This window comes from Polaromonas sp. P1_G1, assembly GCF_056405595.1.
The window spans coordinates 11,868-26,736 of record NZ_JBFUBU010000019.1; the positions used below are offsets into that span (position 1 = coordinate 11,868).

The window sequence follows — 14,869 nt, forward strand, 5'->3', positions numbered from 1 at the left end:
ATCCCCCAGGTGCCTGAAACCTTGGAAAAAGTTCTTTTTGAAATCAGAATTTGCTGGTCAGCGTCACGCGCACGCTGCGTGCGTCGCCGGGCGCCACAAAGCCGCGGTACAGCGTGTTGTAGTACACCTTGTTAAACACGTTGTCGATGTTGAGCTTGACGGTGTTGCCTTCGTTGATGCGATATTCCAGCAGTGCATCGGCCTTCACATAGCCCGGCGCGCGGTTGGTGCTGGTGACACTGTTGGCCGGCTTGTTGGTGCTGACGCCGGTGAAGCCGCCGCCGATGCGCCACTTGTCGCCGATGCGGTAGGTGGTGAACAGGGTGGCTTGGCGGCTCGGGCTCAGGCCCGGGTTCTGCCCGACTTCGGCCTGGCCCGCTGCGTTGGAACCCGATTGGTCGATCCTGGCCTTCAGGAAGCCGATGCCGGCAAAGACATCCCATTGCGGCGTGATGCGGCCGGCGACCTCGAATTCGAGTGCGTCGGTGTGGCGCTTGCCGGACAACAGATAGGAGTTGGTGTTGGTATCGATGTCGGTGTTGCGCTCGTTGTACTTCTCGGTGCGGGCCAGTGCTGCGCGCAGCGAAAGGTCGCCGCCGTAGAGTTCCCACTTGGCGCCGATTTCCATGTTGCGGCTGCTTTCAGGCGCCGTATTGGCCGAGTTCGGGTCGAACTGGTACAGGTCGCCCGAAGTGTTGAACGACGTGCCATAGGCGGCGTAGTAGCTGACCTCGTCGGTCGGCTGGTACATCACGCCCAGGCGTTTGCTCAACAGGCTGTCGGACCTGGAGAGCCTTCCATTGTTGGGGGGCGCACCGGTGGGACGATCGTAGTCGGCCTTGAAGTTGTCGACGCGCAGGCCGGCGACCAGCTTCCAGTAAGGCGTGAGGTCAATCGTGTCCTGCATGTACAGGCCCAGCGTGGTGGCCTTGAACGACGTTTCCAGGCGCTGCGTGTAGTTGCCGCCGATGCCGGTGCTGATCGGGTTGCCCACCGTGGTGCCCGGTTTGGCACCCGTCAGGAGAGGGTAGCTGAGGCGATCTGAATTTTCGACCGCGTACTCGGCGCCGATCAGCAGGCTGTTCTTGCGGCCGAACCACTGGGTGGTGGTGAGGTAGTCGGTTTGCAGGAAGGTGTGGTGCTCGTTGCCCGCCTTGGCATTGCCGGCGCTGGTGTTGCCGCGGCTGACCAGGGTATTGGCGTTCAGGTTGGCCAGCGTGGTGCCGGCGGCGAAGCTGGCCTGTGTGGCGCGCAGCGTGCGCGAGTAGTAGCCATCACGCACAGTGGTCTTCAGGCTGCTGCCGTCGGCCCAGCGGTGGGTGTGGCTCAAGGTGACGGCGTCGGCCTTGTCGTTCTGGAAGTCGGTGTTCAGGCCGTACCAGAATTTTTCGGTCAGGGGTGCGGGGCGGCTGTTGAACCACGCAAAGCCCCAGTCGGGCTTGTCGTTGTAATGCAGGTGGTAGTAGCTGACCTCAAATTCGTTGGCCGTGCCGATGCCGAAGCGGTAGTCCAGCGCCAGGCCGCGGCGGTGGGTGGAGGCGCTGGCGTTGTCGCCGCGGCCGTCGCTGTCGGTGGCCATGGCGTTGATCCGCAAGGCCGCGTCATCACCGAGCTTGAAGTTGAAGTCGCCCTGGTAGCGCTGGTAGCCCTTGGTGCCGACGGTGGCGTTCACCTCGTGTTCGGTGATCAGGCGTGCCTGTTTGCTGACCTGGTTGATGATGCCGCCGGTGGAACCGCGGCCGAACAGCATGGACGCCGCGCCGCGCAGCACTTCCACGCGCTCGACGTTGAACAGGTCGCGGTTGTACTGGGCGATGTCGCGCATACCGTCGGAATACATGTCGCCGGCGGCGCTGAAGCCGCGCAAGCGGACGTTGTCGCCAACCCGGCCGCCTTCACCGGCTTCAAAGGTGATGCCGATGACGTTTTCGAGCGCGCTCTTGAAGCTGTCCTTGCCCTGGTCGTGAATCAGCTTTTCGTTGACCACCGTCAGCGACTGTGGGATGTCTTTGGCGGGCACGGGCATCTTGCCGACGCTGGTGACGCCGCTCTGGTAGGTCTGGTTCGCGCGGTCGCGGGTACCCGTGACGGTGACGGGGGCCAGGCTTTTGCCTTCGGCCGGCGTGGAGGAGGTGGTGCCTGCGGCGGCGGGAGCAGGCGTGACGCTTTGCGCCCATCCGGACACCGAAACCGCCAGCATCAGCGCGCCCAGCGGCAACAGGGCTTTGTCGGACGCTGGTGCAGCGAGAGGGGAGACGTTGTTGTTAGTACCGGCATTGCGGTTTTTTTTGTTGCGCGCAGGTCRTGCGGCGCGAGCGGACGGGTGTGCCAAGATGGCCTCCAAGCAGGGTCCAGCCAGCCATTCGGCAGGCGGACCGGGTTCAGGAAAAAATGCTTGGCTGGCTCGAAATCACCGGTTGGCGAGACGAGTTGGCTGGCGCGAAAAGTTCGCTCGAAGTGTATATCAAATGATAATGATTCGTAATATCTTGTTTCGAAACGATGAAGAACGCGTGCGGGAAGGGCGGCTTTTTGTGGCGGAAATGCCAAAAACGAATGCGCGGGGTGTTTTAAGGCCGCACGGGCTTGGAGAAAGATGGGGACTGCGCTGCAACGCAAACCGGAAGGCTGCCACTCGGAGATCTCTGAAAACGACAATGGGGCCCGCTGGCCCCATTTTTGCGCGCGACGGGCGTTTGCCCGGTTGCCGCGTGACTAGCTGACTTCACCCATCTGGCTTTGCAGGTAGTTCTGCACGCCGACCTTGGCGACCAGTTCGATCTGGGTTTCCAGGAAGTCGATGTGTTCTTCGGTGTCGTCCAGGATTTCCTGGAGCAGGTCGCGCGAGACGTAATCGCGAACGCTTTCGCAGTGGGCAATGCCGTCCTTGATCGTTGCCTGTGCACCGGTTTCGGCTTTGAGGTCGCAGTTCAAGGCCTCCAGCACGTCCTCGCCGATCATCAGCTTGCCCAGGTCCTGCAAGTTGGGCAGGCCGTCAAGCATGAAGATGCGGTCCATCAGCTTGTCGGCGTGCTTCATTTCGCCGATGGATTCCTCGTATTCCTTCTTGGCCAGCTTGTCCAGGCCCCAGTGCTTGTACATGCGGTAGTGCAAAAAGTACTGGTTGATGGCCGTCAGTTCGTTCTTGAGCTGCGCCTGCAGGTGAGCGATGACTTTTGCGTCGCCTTTCATGGGAATTCCTTATCGTTGTTGTGCGGATCTCTCATTGTCACTGGGCGCAGGCGACAACTCAAGCATTCCCCTGCTCTCGCGGTCTGCTTGCGTTTGATTGTGAGAACTGTTCGTATTGCAGCGAATCGGCGCTCAGCGCTCAGCGAAGGCGCGCTCCACCACGAAGTGGCCAGCGTGCTGCATATTGCCTTCTTCCAGGCCCTGTGCTTCCAGCATGGCCTTGATGTCGCGCAGCATGTCGGGGCTGCCGCACAGCATCAGGCGATCGTTGTCCGCCGAGAGCGCCGGCAGGCTGAGGTCGCTGTAGAGCTTGCCCGACTGCATGAGCTCGGTGATGCGTCCTTCGTTGCGAAAGCGCTCACGTGTCACGGTCGGGTAATAAAGCAGCCGCCCGCGCACCAGTTCGCCCAGGAACTCATGCTCGTGCAACTCGTGCTCGATCAAGCCGCGGTAGGCCAGCTCGGCGCTGGTGCGGCAGCCGTGCACCAGCACCACTCGCTCAAAGCGCTCATAGGTGTCGGGGTCCTTGATCAGCGAGAGGAAGGGGGCGAGGCCCGTGCCAGTGGCCAGCAGCCACAGGGTCTTGCCGGGCAGCAGATTTTGCAGCAGCAGCGTGCCGGTGGGTTTGCGGCCCACCAGGATGTCGTCGCCGGGCTGCAGGTGCTGCAGCCGCGAGGTCAGCGGGCCGTTGGCTACCTTGATGCTGAAAAACTCCAGCTGGTCCTCATGGTTGGCGCTGGCTACGCTATAGGCGCGCATCAGCGGTTTGCCGTCCACCGGCAGGCCGATCATGGTGAACTGGCCATTGACGAAACGAAAGCCCGGGTCGCGCGTGGCGGTGAAGCTGAAGAGCGTATCGGTCCAGTGGTGGACGGAAATAATGCGTTCGGTGTTAAAGGCGCTCATGTGAAAAAAAGAAGAAGGAAAGAAGGAAAAGTAATTTGAACAATGCAAGAGGGCGGAGGCCGCCGCGCACTCCTTCAGTCCAGGCCTTCAGATCGTGCGTGAGCAGCGCTGTATTTTATCGCCTGCGCGAAGCGATGGTGTGCGTCCACCTGGCCGCCATGTCGGCCCCAAGGTTTCGCCCCGTTTCACTCAATGCTTGGCCGGCTTGCGCGGCACCCATGCGAACCAGGCCATCACGGCCACGGGTAAGCCCAGGCCGAGCCAGGCCCACCAGTCACCCCAGCCGTCGGACACCAATGCCGTCAGCAGCCCGCTGGCACTGAGAAGCCCCAGCACCAGGGGCCAGCCCCACATGCGCCAGAAGGGCGTTTGTGGCGCGCTCATGCCGCACCGCCTGGCGCCTTGTGGGAAAGAACATGCGATTCCCGCGCGGCCACGGACGTAGCAGGCTTCGCAGCCGCGGCCGGATTGCGGCGCTTGACCCAGAGATAGAGGCCGCTACCCAGCACGATGATGGTGGCGACGTCCAGCAGCGCCCAGAGGACCTGCATGGGCATGCCGCCGTAGTCGCCGAAATGCAGCGGCTGCGACACCAGCAGCGCCGTGAGGTACCAGGGTAGCGGCGGGCTGGCGGTGAGCGCATTGGTGCCCGCATCCACCAGCACAGGCTTGAGCAGCCGCGAGTTGAAAGGCTCGTTGCCGCGCAGGAACACCGTGTAATGGTGCGGGCTGGAAAAGGTCGTGCCCGGGAAAGCGATGAAGGCCATCTTCATGTCGGGCGCGAGCGCGGTGGCCGACGATGCCGCCTGCTGCACCGAGGCCAGGCGCGCCGGTGGTTTCTGTCCCTGGTAGGGCGCCAGCAGCGCACTGAGCTGATCGTACTGCCAGTACTTGATCAGCAGGTCGGCCCAGGTGTTGATCATGCCGGTTGCGCCCACGGTGAAGGCCCATACCAGCGTCACGACGCCTAGCAGGTTGTGCAGGTCCAGCCACTTGGCGCGCGGCCGGCTTTGCCGCACGGCGCCGAATTCCAGCTTGCGCATGAAGGGCGCGTACAGCACCGCGCCCGAGACAATCGCCACCAGCAGCAACAGGCCCATGAATCCGAGGAAGAGCTTGCCGGCCAGCCCGGCGAACAGGTCCACGTGCAGCTTGAACATGATGTACATAAAGCCTTCGTCGAACTTGGGCTGGGCCAGCACCGCCGCGGTGCGCGCATCGACGGCCACGGTCTTGTTTCCGACCTCGGAGGTCGGCGTGTCGCCCAGCGTGACGTACCAGAAGCGGTCGTCGTCGATCTCGTGCGAGGCGAACATGGGCACTTTGCCGGGGTGCAGTGCCTGCGCCACCTGCATCACGTTGTCGAGGCTGGCGCGCGGCGTGCCCTTGGGCAGGTCTGGCGCTCCCACTTCCGTGCCCAGCAGGTGGCCGATCTCATGGTGAAAAATCAGCGGCAAGCCGGTCAGGCACAGCAGCAGCATGAACACAGTGCAGACCAGGCTGCTCCATTTATGGATCCAGGTCCAGGTTTTGATTTTGCGGCTGTTCATCGTGGTTCTCCTTGAGGGGCCTAGAAGCGGTAGGTGGCGCTGGCCACCACGTTGCGCCGCGCGCCATACCAGCAGTCGCCGCGCGCCAGGCAGGTGCTGAAGTAGGTCTTGTCGGTCGCGTTGTTGATGTTGACGGCGTAGCGCCAGTTCGCGGTGTCATAGGCAAACATCAGGWCCAGCAGCGCGGCACTGGGAATCTGCGGGCCGTTGCCGCCGCCCTGCTGGTCATTGAAGGCGCCCATCCAGCGCACCCCGGCGCCGGCTGAGAAACCGTTGAGGCCGGCGATGGAAAATCGGTACTTGGCCCAAACACTGGCCTGGTGTTTGGGCAGGCCTTCGAGCTGCTTGTCCAGCTCGGTGTAGTTGTAGTGCGCGACCAGCTCCAGGTTGGGCGTGACGGGGCCCTTGACTTCGAGCTCCAGCCCCCTAGTGCGCGTGGCGCCGACCTGGGTGTAGACGTCGGGCAGCGGCGAGGCGATCTGGTTTTTTTCGCGCAGGTCATAAAACGCGGCGCTGTAGGCCAGCGCCCGGCCCGCCGGCTCATATTTCAGGCCCAGTTCCCACTGCTCGCCGCGCAAGGGCTTGAACAGCCGGCCCTTGATGGCGGCCTGCGGCGTGAAGGATTCGCTGTAGCTCACATACGGCGACCAGCCCGAGGGGAAGGCGTACATCAGGCCCAGGCGTTTGGTCGTGGCCGTGCTTTCCTCCTCGGGGCTGCCTTCGGCGCCCGCGACAGCCTTGTCATGGCGCAGGCCCGCCGTGACGATCCAGTGGTCCCACTTCATCTGGTCCTGCACATACAGGCCGGTCTGGCGCTGCGTGGTGCGCGGCAGCGCGGTGCGATCCGGCACCAGCAGGTTGCCGTAGACCGGCGCATAGGCGTCTATCTCGCTGACGGTCGCGCCCGACCAGACGTTCTCGCGGTGGCGCGCGAAGTCCGCACCGAACAGCAGCGTGTGCTGCAGCGCGCCGGTGCTGAAATGGCCTTCGGCATGGTTGTCCAGCGCAGTGATGCGGTTGCGCGTCAGCGAGCTGTCGTTGATGCGGCCCAGTCGCCGCTTGGCAACCGGGTCGGAGCCCCAGCTGCCCGGGCTGGTGAAGAAGTCGCCATAGTGGTAACGGTTGTCGTTCTCGTTGGTCGAGACGCGGAAGTTCTGGCGCACCGTCCAGCTGTCGTTGAACTTGTGCTCGAACAGCCAGCCCAGGGTCTTGCGTTCTGAGTTGTAGTAGTCGCCGGGCTCGCCGATGAAACGGTTCGTGGGCAGGCGGCCGTTGGGGTTGGGCAGCAGCGTGCCCTCCCACGGAAAGAATTGCGAGGTCGAGCCGCTTTTGTCTTTTTGCCACAGCGCCTGCAAGGTCAGCGAGGTGGCGGCGCTGGGCCGCCAGGTCAGCGAAGGCGCGACCAGGCTGCGGTCGTCCGGCACATAGTCCACCTGGGTGTCCGATGAGCGCTTGAGCGCGACCAGCCGGTACAACCATTCGCCGTCCTGCGTCAGCGGGCCGGTCAGGTCGACCTGGAACTGCTTGCGGCCATGGCTGCCGTATTGCACGCCCACTTCGCGCTGGGCCTCGGCCTGCGGCCGTTTGCTGACCATGTTGATCACCCCGGCGGCCGTGCCCGCGCCGAACAGCATGCCCGAGGGGCCGCGCAGCACTTCGAGGCGCTCCAGCGTGTAGGGGGCGGCGCGGGTGCGGCTGGTGTAGTAGCCGTAGGCCTCGCGCAGGCCGTCCAGGTAGTTGTCGGGGTTGGCGCCGCGCACCCGCACCGAATCGGTCCGTGAGTCCAGCCCATAAGCGTCGGAGCGCACTCCGGCGGCATAGCCCAGGGCATCCTGCAGATTGGCGGCGCCCTGGTCGGTGATCTGCTGGCTGGTGACGACGGTGACGGCCTGCGGCGTTTCGGACAGCAGCGTGTCGGTCTTGGTGGCGGTGGAGGCTCTTTTGGCGCGGTAGCCGATCACCGGGCCGGTGGCCGTTTCTTTTTCCTGGTCCGCGCTGACCCGCACTTCGCGCAAGGTGGTTGCGGAAGGGGCAGGGGTCTGGGCGTAAGCGCCTTGAAGCGCGGCGGCCAGGGAGAGGGCGCTGAGCGGGGCCAGGCGGTGTATGGCGCGTCCGGCGCACGGCAGGGGCGAGGTGGGCAAGGTCAAAACTCCGGGGAGGATCGCCAGGAAACTGGCGTGCTCACGGCGGCCCGATGCGCCACCGTGGGTGGCGAAAATCCAGGGGCCTCGCGGGCGGTTATTGGCTTGCTACAACTCGCAGCAAAAGCTGCTTCAGGAGTGTTTTGGCTAGCGGAAAAGGACGCTGCGAACTATACCATCCGATGAGAGCAATTCTCATTTGAAGACCCTTCCCGGCGCTGCGGTTTTGGGTCGGACTAGCGGGTTTTCGGGCGAAAAAAAGCCGCCCGGTCGGGGCGGCTTTTTCAGCTTCAGCGCATCACGCGGGGATAGGGCTGCGGATCAGGTAGTCGAAGGCGCTGAGGGCCGCCTTCGCGCCTTCACCGGCCGCGATGATGATCTGCTTGAAGGGCACCGTCGTCACGTCGCCGGCCGCGAACACGCCAGGCACGGAGGTCTGGCCCTTGACGTCGACGATGATTTCGCCGTGCTTTGACAATTCGACCGTTCCCTTGAGCCAGTCGGTGTTGGGCACCAGGCCGATCTGGATGAACACCCCTTCGAGTGCCACGGTTTTCAGCTCACCACCGGCGCGATCCTTGTAGACCAGGCCATTGACCTTCTGGTCACCGGTGATTTCGGTGGTCTGCGCGTTGGTGATCACCGTCACGTTCTGCAGGCTGTTCAGCTTGCGCTGCAGCACGGCGTCGGCGCGCAGCGCGGTGTCGTATTCGATCAGCGTCACGTGGCCGACGATGCCGGCCAGGTCGATGGCCGCCTCGACACCCGAGTTGCCGCCGCCAATGACCGCCACGCGCTTGCCCTTGAACAGCGGTCCATCACAGTGCGGGCAATAAGCCACGCCCTTGTTCTTGAACTCGTGCTCGCCGGGCACGTTGATGTTGCGCCAGCGCGCGCCGGTTGAGATCACGATGGATTTACTCTTGAGCGAAGCGCCGCTTTCGAGCTGGACTTCGATCAGGTTTTTATCCGGCCCGCTGTTCGGGATCAAGGCCTTGGCGCGCTGCAGGTTCATGATGTCCACGTCGTAGTTGCGCACGTGTTCTTCCAGCGCGTGGGCGAATTTGGGCCCTTCGGTTTCCTTGATGGAAATGAAGTTCTCGATGCCCATGGTGTCCAGCACCTGGCCGCCGAAACGCTCGGATGCGACACCAGTGCGTATGCCCTTGCGTGCGGCATACACCGCCGCCGCGGCGCCGGCCGGGCCGCCGCCGACGATCAGCACGTCGAAAGCGTCCTTGCCGTCAATCTTTTTTGCTTCGCGTTCGACACCGCTGGTGTCTATCTTGGCGAGGATTTCTTCCAGGCTCATGCGGCCCTGGCCGAACTCGGTGCCGTTCAGGAACACAGTGGGCACGGCCATGATCTGGCGTTCCTTGACTTCTTCCTGGAACATGCCGCCTTCAATCATGGTGGCGCGGATGCGCGGGTTTTGCACCGCCATCAGGTTCAGCGCCTGGACCACGTCGGGGCAGTTGTGGCAGGTCAGCGAGACATAGATTTCGAACTCGAAATCGCCGTCGAGCGCGCGGATCTGGTCCAGCACGGCTTGCTCGACCTTTGGCGGGTAACCGCCGATTTGCAGCAGCGCGAGGATCAGCGAGGTGAATTCATGGCCCATGGGCAGGCCGGCAAAACGCGGGCCGTGGTTTTCGCTCGGGCGATTGATGGAGAACGAGGGCTTGCGGTGCTTGTCGTCGCGGCTTTCGGTCAGCTTGACCAGCGGCGACGCCTCGGCAACGTCCTTTAGCAGCGACAGCATTTCGCCGGAGCCTTCGCTGTCGTCGAGCGAGGCAACGATTTCAATCGGCTGCGTGGCGCGTTCGAGGTAACTTTTCAGTTGGGCTTTGGTGGCGTCGTCGAGCATGGGGAACTCACTTTCAATGGCAAAACGGGATCAAAAGGGAACAAAAAAGCCCGGGACGGCACACATGTGCCGGGCCCCCGGGCCTTTGTCGGGAAGGCGGCAGGGCGCTTAGATCTTGCCAACCAGGTCGATGGACGGGGCGATTGTCTTGGCGCCTTCGTTCCACTTGGCAGGGCAGACCTGGCCGGGGTGTGCTGCGGTGTACTGGGCTGCCTTCAGCTTGCGCAGGGTTTCTTTCACGTCACGTGCGATCTCGTTGGAGTGCACTTCAGCGGTCTTGATGACGCCTTCGGGGTTGATCACGAAGGTGCCGCGCAGTGCCAGGCCTTCTTCAGGGATGAACACGTCAAAGGCTTTGGTCAGCGTGTGGGTCGGGTCGCCCACCAGCGGGAACTTGGCCTTGCCGACTGCGGGGGAGGTTTCGTGCCAGACCTTGTGCGAGAAATGGGTGTCGGTGGTCACGATGTAGACCTCGGCGCCGGCCTTCTGGAATTCGGCGTAGTTGTCGGCCGCATCTTCCACTTCCGTGGGGCAATTGAACGTGAATGCAGCCGGCATGAAGATCAGGACCGACCATTTGCCCTTCAGCGATTCGTCTGAAACGTCGATGAACTTGCCATTGAGAAAGGCTTGGGTTTTGAAGGGCTGGACTTGGGTATTGATCAGGGACATCTGGATAGCTTCCTATAGGCTGGTTAAAAATGCTTGCGAAACGATAGTATAACTATTAAAAACACCATTGTTCGATAGTTATTGGCTATTTATCGAATAGGCGTCGCGCGCCGGATCGGCCTTCCATCCTCTTCGACCGCCGTGACCTAGCGGTGACTGGCGGAGGCCGAGACGCACTGGCCGCGCTGCTCCCTGGATTATTTTGCATCCAAATGTTGCGAATGAGAATAATTCGCATATACTTCGACTTTTCCAGAGCCAGCCACAAGCGACAGGGGCCGACAGCTTCCCGTTGCAGCAGCAAGCCCTCCAAACTTTTTACTTTGGGCTTGCATGACTTCCATCCATCCTTCCTCCCGTTTCGCGCTGCGCGAAATCTCCCTGTTGACCGCCCTGGCCTGTGGCGCCGGTTTCGCCGCGCAGGCGCAAACGGTCGTATCGGCCGCACCGGCCATGACCGCCGCGGTGCAAGTCGCCGCCCTGAAAGAAACCGTCGTCAGCGGTTCGCGCAACGAGCAATCGGTGGAAGACATTCCGCAAACCATCGACGTGATCAACGCCGAGGACATCGAGCAGGGGCAGATCAGGGACATTCGTGACGCGGCCAAAAACATTCCCAACGTCTCGGTGCGCCGTGCGCCCGCGCGTTTCGGCCTGGCGCAAGGCGACACCGGCCGCGAAGGCAATGCTGGTTTCAACATCCGCGGCCTCGACGGAAACCGCGTGCTGATGATGGTCGACGGCATCCGCATTCCACGCAGTTATGCCTTCAGCCCCAACTCCTTTGGGCGCGACAGCCTGTCCATCGATCTCATCAAGCGCATTGAAATCGTCAAGGGCCCGGCCTCGGTGCTGTATGGTTCCGACGGCATTGCCGGCCTGGTCAACTTCATCACCAATGAGCCGGACGATTACCTGAGGGACGGCAAGTCGCTGGGCGGCCGCGCGTCCATCGGCTACAGCGGCGACAACAACGAGACTGCCGCCAGCGGCACGATTGCCGGACGCGTCAATGAAATGCTGGCCTGGCAGCTGAGCGTGGCCACCAGCAGCGGCAAGGAACTGGAAAACCGTGGCGACAACGGCGGCACCGGCTTTACCCGCACCCAGCCCAACCCGCAAAAAGACAAGGCCAATTCGCTGCTGGCCAAGGTCGTGCTGAACCCGACCGCTTCGCAAAAACACGTCATTACCTTCGAGCACGTCGACAAGAAGAGTGATTACAACCTGCTGACCGCGCGCTCGGCCACGGTGCAAGACTCGTACTCGACCGGAAAGATGGACCGCGACCGCCTGACCTGGGATGCCAAATACAAGGTCGATACCGTGCTGACCGACAACATCCAGACGGTGCTCAGCTACCAGGATGCGAAGTCCAACGATTACACCTATGAGCGGCGTACGGCGTTGCCGCAGGAGCGCGTGCGTGACACGACCTACAGCGAGCGCACGCTGCAGGCCAGCGTCCAGGCCGACAAGACCCTCCGCATGGGCGCCAACTCGGCGCAGAAGATCACCTACGGCCTGGACCACACCAGCGCAAAAATCGAAAACCTTCAGACCGGCCTGGTGCCGCCCGCCGGCGAAACCTTCCCGCTCAAACGCTTCCCCGACACCACCGAAACCGCCACGGCCTTTTATGTGCAGGACGAGTTCATTCTGGGCGACTGGAGCGTGACGCCGGGCGTGCGCGCGGACAGCTTCAAGATCGACGCGGCGCAGGCCGGCTTCCCGGTGCCCGCCGTGTCGCTGTCGGGCTCGGCCGTGTCGCCCAAGGTCGGCGTCATCTACCGCGCCACGCCGCAGTGGAGTTTCTTCGGCAACTATGCAAGCGGTTTCCGCGCGCCCAATGCCGGCCAGGTCAACGGTTTCTTCCAGAACCTTGCCGGCGGCTACCGCACCGTGCCCAACCCCAACCTCAAGCCTGAGAAGAGCCGGAACGTCGAATTCGGCGTGCGCGGACGCCTGGAGCAGCTGAGTTTCGACACCGCCGTGTTTTACGGCCGCTTCAAAGACCTGATCCAGGACGGCGCCATCGTGAGCGGCGCCTTCGGCAACCCGGGCAACCCCGCCGTGATCCAGTCGATCAACATCGACAACGCGACCATCAGCGGTTTTGAGATCAAGGGCGACATGAACTGGGGCAAGGTCGGCGACGGCAAGCTCAGCACGCCGTTCTCCTATGGCTACACCCGCGGCACCGTGAAGAACACCGGCAAGCCGCTGGACACCATAGACCCGGCCAAGCTCAGCGTCGGCCTGAAGTATGAAACCGCGACCTGGGATGTGCGCCTGGATGCAAGCCACCATTCCGCCAAGAAGTTCGACGACATCAGCGCGCAGACCATTGCCGCCTCCCCGCCCGCGGTGCCTGTGGCGACCACCCAGTTCGCCGTGCCGTCCGCGACCACGCTGGACCTCACCGGCCAGTGGCGTTTCAGCAAGACCTTGCGCCTGAACGCCGGCCTTATCAACCTGACGAACAAAAAGTACTGGAACTGGTCGGATGTCCGCGGTGTGGCGGCCAACTCCTCCTTCCGCGACGCCTACAGCCAGCCGGGCCGCTATTTCAATGTCTCGCTGGTGGCCGATTTCTGATTTTTCCGATTTCGTCCTGAACGTTTTTTTGACAAACAGAGGAAAGCGAAAGCACATGAGCCAGTTCTCCGACCACGGCATCAACAATGGCGACAGCGCTGCGGCCGATGCGCAGGGCCTTCCCCCGGCGGAAGCCCTGCTGGCCGGAACGCTGGCCCTGATGACCGGCCACGCCCAGGCCTGCTGCGACGGTCAGCGCGCCTTGCTGGCCCAAAAAATCATCGCCAACCTTTTCATGCTGTCGCGCCATCCGGCAGCGCCACCGAACTTCAGGGCCATTGCCGCCAACCTGCATCCTTTGTGGGTGCGCGTATTGCAGCCTGGCCCTGAGCAGCCACAGCAGGGGCTTTTGCCTGCGGACCATTCTGATACCCATCGCGTGCTTTGGCACACAACCCCGGAGACCCTTCAATGAGCGCAGTCCTTCAAACCCAGACGCGGCCCGACGCCGCAGGCCAGGCAGATGCCGGCACTGCCCACCTGAATCCAGCCGCCCTGCGCGAGCGCTTTGCCGCCGCGCGCAGCAGCGGCAAGCGCGCAAAGGACGCCGCCGAGAGCATAGGCATCACCGAAGGCCAGGCCGTCGCCGTCCACGCGGGTGCGCACGACCAAGCCCTCAAGGCCACACCGCTCAAGGGCCCGTGGGTCGAGATACTTCAGGCGATGGAGCTGTGCGGGCCGGTCATGGCGCTTACGCGCAATGAATCCACCGTGCATGAAAAGACCGGCGTCTACCGCAATATCAGCGCTCAGGGCCATATGGGCCTGGCGCTGGGCGAAGAAATCGACCTGCGCATCTTCTTCAGCCGCTGGCATGCCGGCTTCTACGTTTTTGAGCCGGCCAACGACCCGAAGAACCCGGCTTCGGAAAGCCTGCAATTTTTTGACGCGCATGGTGTGGCCGTGCACAAGGTGTTTGCGCGGCCCGAGACCGACCGCGAAGCCTTCAGGGACGTGGCCAACCAGTTCACCGACGCAGACAAGGCTTACGTTTTCACGCCCGCCATCCCCAAGCCCGCGCCCAAGCCTGATGCGGACATCGACGCCGCAGCACTGGCCCAGGGCTGGAGCGAGATGAAGGACACGCACGAATTTTTCGGCCTGATCGGCAAGGCCGGCGCTGAGCGCCAGCAAGCCTTCCGCCTGGTCGAAGGCCGCTTCACCCGGAAGGCCGAGCTGACGATAGTCCGCAAGCTGCTCGACGAAGCCTCCATGGACGGCACGCCCATCATGGTGTTCGTCGGCAGCCTGGGCTGCATCCAGATCCACACCGGGCCGGTCAAGCGCATCGAACCCATGGTCACCCCGACCGCGCAATGGATCAACGTGCTCGATACGGGCTTCAACCTGCACCTGCGCGAAGACATGGTCAAGAGCGCCTGGATTGTGGAGAAGCCCACGACCGAAGGCCTGGTCACCTCGGTCGAGGTATTCGACGGCAAGGGCGAACTGATGGCGATGTTTTTCGGCGCCCGCAAGCCCGGCCTTCCCGAACTGCAGGCCTGGCGCGACATCGTGGCGCGGCTGCCCAGGCTCAAGGAAGCCGCATGAGCGGTGGCTCAACCGGTTTTGGCGCGGTGGAGATCAAGGCCTTTGTGCCTGCGAAAGACTTCGCGCTGTCCAAACGCTTTTATGAAGAGCTGGGGTTTGAGATCCCATGGTCGGACGACACCCTGGCCTATATGCGCCTGGGTGACACGGCCTTCTTCCTGCAGAACTTTTACCTGGCCGAGCACGCCAGCAATTTCATGATGCACCTGATCGTGCAGGACGTGGAAAGCTGGTGGGCGCGGCTGCAGCAGGCGGACGTGGCCGGCCGCTATGGCGTGCGCACCGTCGCGCCGCAAGACCAGCCCTGGCGCCAGCGCGACTTCGTGCTCTGCGACCCGTCCGGCGTGCTCTGGCGCATCGCGCAGAACATCGCATGAAGACTTCCTTGAGCA

Annotated in this window: 12 protein-coding genes; 4 read left to right on the forward strand and 8 right to left on the reverse strand. The window is 62.9% G+C overall.

Annotated elements, in window-relative coordinates; genetic code table 11:
- Positions 1 to 43: 43 nt before the first annotated feature.
- From AC1D1Y_RS11395 to ahpC, 8 genes are all read right to left on the reverse strand, one after another.
- Positions 44 to 2,332 (reverse strand): TonB-dependent receptor, encoded by a 2,289-nt coding sequence (locus tag AC1D1Y_RS11395; protein WP_477682443.1) that lies wholly within the window; start codon positions 2,330 to 2,332, stop codon positions 44 to 46.
- A 383-nt stretch (positions 2,333 to 2,715) separates the two neighbouring features.
- Positions 2,716 to 3,192 carry a bacterioferritin gene (gene bfr, locus AC1D1Y_RS11400; RefSeq protein WP_477654094.1) on the reverse strand — a complete coding sequence of 159 codons (477 nt, stop codon included), beginning with the start codon at positions 3,190 to 3,192 and terminating at the stop codon, positions 2,716 to 2,718.
- Positions 3,193 to 3,324: 132 nt separating this feature from the next.
- Positions 3,325 to 4,098 carry a ferredoxin--NADP reductase gene (locus tag AC1D1Y_RS11405; RefSeq protein ID WP_477682444.1) on the reverse strand — a complete coding sequence of 258 codons (774 nt, stop codon included), beginning with the start codon at positions 4,096 to 4,098 and terminating at the stop codon, positions 3,325 to 3,327.
- Positions 4,099 to 4,287: 189 nt separating this feature from the next.
- Entirely contained in the window at positions 4,288 to 4,482 is a 195-nt protein-coding gene (locus AC1D1Y_RS11410; RefSeq protein ID WP_477682445.1) for a hypothetical protein, read from the reverse strand.
- Positions 4,479 to 5,648 carry a PepSY-associated TM helix domain-containing protein gene (locus tag AC1D1Y_RS11415; protein WP_477682446.1) on the reverse strand — a complete coding sequence of 390 codons (1,170 nt, stop codon included), beginning with the start codon at positions 5,646 to 5,648 and terminating at the stop codon, positions 4,479 to 4,481. The genes AC1D1Y_RS11410 and AC1D1Y_RS11415 overlap by 4 nt, the downstream gene beginning before the upstream one ends.
- A 20-nt stretch (positions 5,649 to 5,668) precedes the next feature.
- Positions 5,669 to 7,789 (reverse strand): TonB-dependent siderophore receptor, encoded by a 2,121-nt coding sequence (locus tag AC1D1Y_RS11420; protein ID WP_477682447.1) that lies wholly within the window; start codon positions 7,787 to 7,789, stop codon positions 5,669 to 5,671.
- 298 nt (positions 7,790 to 8,087) lie between these two features.
- On the reverse strand, positions 8,088 to 9,656 hold the full coding sequence (ahpF, locus tag AC1D1Y_RS11425) for an alkyl hydroperoxide reductase subunit F (RefSeq protein WP_477682448.1): 1,569 nt from the start codon (positions 9,654 to 9,656) through the stop codon (positions 8,088 to 8,090).
- A 108-nt stretch (positions 9,657 to 9,764) separates the two neighbouring features.
- Positions 9,765 to 10,328 carry an alkyl hydroperoxide reductase subunit C gene (ahpC, locus tag AC1D1Y_RS11430; RefSeq protein ID WP_007874200.1) on the reverse strand — a complete coding sequence of 188 codons (564 nt, stop codon included), beginning with the start codon at positions 10,326 to 10,328 and terminating at the stop codon, positions 9,765 to 9,767.
- A 333-nt stretch (positions 10,329 to 10,661) separates the two neighbouring features.
- On the opposite strand from ahpC, the gene AC1D1Y_RS11435 reads away from it, so the two are divergent.
- Genes AC1D1Y_RS11435 through AC1D1Y_RS11450 form a run of 4 tightly spaced genes read left to right on the forward strand, consistent with a single transcriptional unit; the run spans position 10,662 to position 14,854 of the window.
- Positions 10,662 to 12,926, forward strand: a complete 2,265-nt coding sequence (locus tag AC1D1Y_RS11435) for a TonB-dependent hemoglobin/transferrin/lactoferrin family receptor (protein ID WP_477682449.1) — start codon at positions 10,662 to 10,664, stop codon at positions 12,924 to 12,926.
- Complete coding sequence (locus AC1D1Y_RS11440) at positions 12,901 to 13,341, forward strand: hypothetical protein (RefSeq protein WP_477682450.1); 441 nt, start codon at positions 12,901 to 12,903, stop codon at positions 13,339 to 13,341. The genes AC1D1Y_RS11435 and AC1D1Y_RS11440 overlap by 26 nt, the downstream gene beginning before the upstream one ends.
- Positions 13,338 to 14,477, forward strand: coding sequence for a hemin-degrading factor (locus AC1D1Y_RS11445; protein ID WP_477682451.1), 1,140 nt, complete (start codon positions 13,338 to 13,340; stop codon positions 14,475 to 14,477). Before AC1D1Y_RS11440 ends, AC1D1Y_RS11445 begins: the two co-directional genes overlap by 4 nt.
- Positions 14,474 to 14,854 (forward strand): VOC family protein, encoded by a 381-nt coding sequence (locus AC1D1Y_RS11450; RefSeq protein ID WP_477682452.1) that lies wholly within the window; start codon positions 14,474 to 14,476, stop codon positions 14,852 to 14,854. Before AC1D1Y_RS11445 ends, AC1D1Y_RS11450 begins: the two co-directional genes overlap by 4 nt.
- Positions 14,855 to 14,869: the final 15 nt, after the last annotated feature.